Source organism: Bradyrhizobium pachyrhizi (assembly GCF_001189245.1).
GTDB lineage: Bacteria > Pseudomonadota > Alphaproteobacteria > Rhizobiales > Xanthobacteraceae > Bradyrhizobium > Bradyrhizobium pachyrhizi.
The window spans coordinates 1-2,565 of record NZ_LFIQ01000112.1; the positions used below are offsets into that span (position 1 = coordinate 1).

The 2,565-nt window shown below is 63.6% G+C and carries 2 protein-coding genes; both read left to right on the forward strand.

Translation table 11 applies throughout. The features are described 5' to 3' along the window. The first annotated feature begins 101 nt into the window (after positions 1-101). Positions 102-1,865, forward strand: coding sequence for a relaxase/mobilization nuclease domain-containing protein (locus AKL29_RS28925; protein WP_050386504.1), 1,764 nt, complete (start codon positions 102-104; stop codon positions 1,863-1,865). 34 nt (positions 1,866-1,899) lie between these two features. Further along, on the forward strand, positions 1,900-2,565 hold a 666-nt coding region (locus AKL29_RS45705), incomplete at its 3' end, for a type IV secretory system conjugative DNA transfer family protein (RefSeq protein ID WP_244482479.1).

Here is a 2,565-nt window from a genome sequence, read left to right on the forward strand (position 1 = left end):
TGCCGGTCGGTCGGGGCGCGTGCCGCGCCTTGCATTTTCACGAATGTATTCAAGAGCATTTTCGGCACCGTGCAGGCGCTTGATTGCCGGAAAGCCCGTCCATGACCGCAGGCGACAGCGATCTCCGGATTCGACCCGGACGCATTCGCGGCACCCGCGCGCCCAAGCCCAAGAGCTTCATCAACCAGGTGCTGCGCGCAGCAAAGAAAGCCGGACACACCTCGGGTCAGGCTGCAGCCGGCAGGCGTTCTGCCGCCTATGGGCGCTCAACGTTTGGCCGTGGCCGGCTCGCCTTTAGCCGCTCCCGATTGTTCAGCCCGAGGCGGCGTGTCGTGGTCAAGGCGCGCGTGGTTCGCCATAAGGGGCGAGCCTTCCGCTCGGCACCATTGACGGCTCATCTCTCATACCTGAAGCGTGACGGCGTGACCCGAGGTAGCGAGCGAGCTGAGATGTTCGATGCCGGCAGCGACCGTGCTGACGGCACGGCTTTCGCGGATCGCTGCAAGGAAGATCGGCATCATTTTCGGTTCATCGTCTCGCCAGAGGACGCCGGCGAGATGACCGACCTCAAGGCGTTCACCCGCGACCTCGCCAAGCAGATGGAGACCGATCTCGGCACGCGGCTTGATTGGGTAGCCGTCGATCACTGGAATACGGACAACCCCCACGTCCATCTTCTCGTTCGGGGAGTCGATGACGAAGGCGCCGATCTTGTGATCTCCCGCGACTATATCAGCCGAGGCCTGCGCTCACGCGCTGAGGAACTGGTCGCGATCGAACTGGGTCCAAGACCGGAGCATGAAATCCGCAGTTCGCTGGAGAGGGAAGTCACGGCAGAGCGATGGACGCGGCTCGATCAGCAGATCCGGCTGGCAGCCGACGAAACCGGCTATATCGATCTTCGCCCCGAGAATACTGGCCGGCCCGATCCCGAGATCCGTCGTCTAATGGTCGGCCGCCTTCAGCACCTGGAAAAGATGGGCCTTGCTGCGTCCGCCGCGCCAGGAGAATGGATGGTTGGACTCGAGGCCGAGCGCAGCTTGCGCGACCTCGGCATGCGCGGCGACATCATCAAGACCATGCACCGCGCCTTTACCGAGCGGGGAGAATCGCGCGTCGTTGCCGACTACGTCATCGAAGGTGGAAAGCCATCGACCCAGATCATCGGACGACTGGTCGATCGGGGATTGCATGATGAACAGACGGGCGAGGCCTACGCCTTGATCGACGGAACAGATGGACGCGCGCACCACGTTCGCTTCCGTGGTGTCGAGGCCTTCGAACAGGCGCCGCCGGTCGGCGGCATCGTCGAAGTCCGGCGCTTCGGCCAAGCCGGCGATCCGCGCCCCACCTTGGTGCTCGCGACCCGCTCCGATCTCGATCTCAGCGGGCAGGTCACCGCAAGAGGAGCGACCTGGCTCGACCACCGGCTGGTCGAACGCAACCCCATGCCGCTTGCCATGGGTGGGTTCGGCCGCGAGGCCCGCGACGCCATCGAAGCCCGTATCGAGCATCTGGTTCAGGAGGGCCTGGCACGGCGGCAGGGCCAGCGTGTCATCCTGCAGCGCGACCTCCTCGACACGTTGCGCCGACGCGAACTGGACGAGGTGGCCGCAAAAGTCTCGGCCAGTACCGGACTGCCTCAGATGAACGCCGCCTCCGGGGAGCACGTGGCGGGCACGTACCGCCAGCGGCTGACGCTCGCCTCAGGACGCTTTGCCATGATCGACAACGGTCTTGGGTTTCAGCTCGTGCCGTGGTCCCGCGAACTCGAAAAGAGGCTCGGCCAACACGTCACCGGCGTCATGAAGGACGGCGGCGGCATCGAATGGGGTTTTGGTCGGAAACGCGACCTGGGCCTCTAGCGACTTGCCAATGCAGTGGCGGAAAGGGCCTCGGATGTCTGGGACCAAAATTCTGTGGGGACAGGTGATCGTCGTCGGCTTGATCGTTCTGCTCGCCATCTGGGGAGCAACGGAGTGGACGGCGTGGCGGCTCGCGTACCAGCCGGAACTCGGGCGGCCCTGGTTCGAACTGTTGGGCTTCAAGATCTATTACCCGCCGATCTTTTTCTGGTGGTGGTTCGTCTTTGACGCCTACGCACCTCAGGTTTTCGTCGAGGGAGCCTTCATTGCAGCGTCGGGGACTTTCGTTTCGATCGCAGTCGCGATCGGCATGTCGGTTTGGCGGGCGCGCGAGGCCAAGAATGTCGAGACCTATGGTTCAGCGCGCTGGGCTGATGCGGAGGAGATTCGAGCGGCCGGACTTCTCGGTCTCGATGGTGTGGTCCTCGGCAAGCTCGACCATGACTACCTCCGTCACGACGGACCAGAACACGTGTTGTGTTTCGCACCAACCCGGTCCGGCAAAGGCGTTGGCCTTGTCGTACCCACCCTCTTGGTTTGGCCCGGCTCGGCCATCGTTCACGATATAAAGGGCGAGAACTGGCAACTGACCGCCGGCTTCCGCTCGCGGCACGGCCGGGTCCTGCTATTCGATCCGACCAATCCAAAGTCCTCAGCCTACAATCCGCTTCTCGAGGTCCGGCGCGGGGAATGGGAGGTT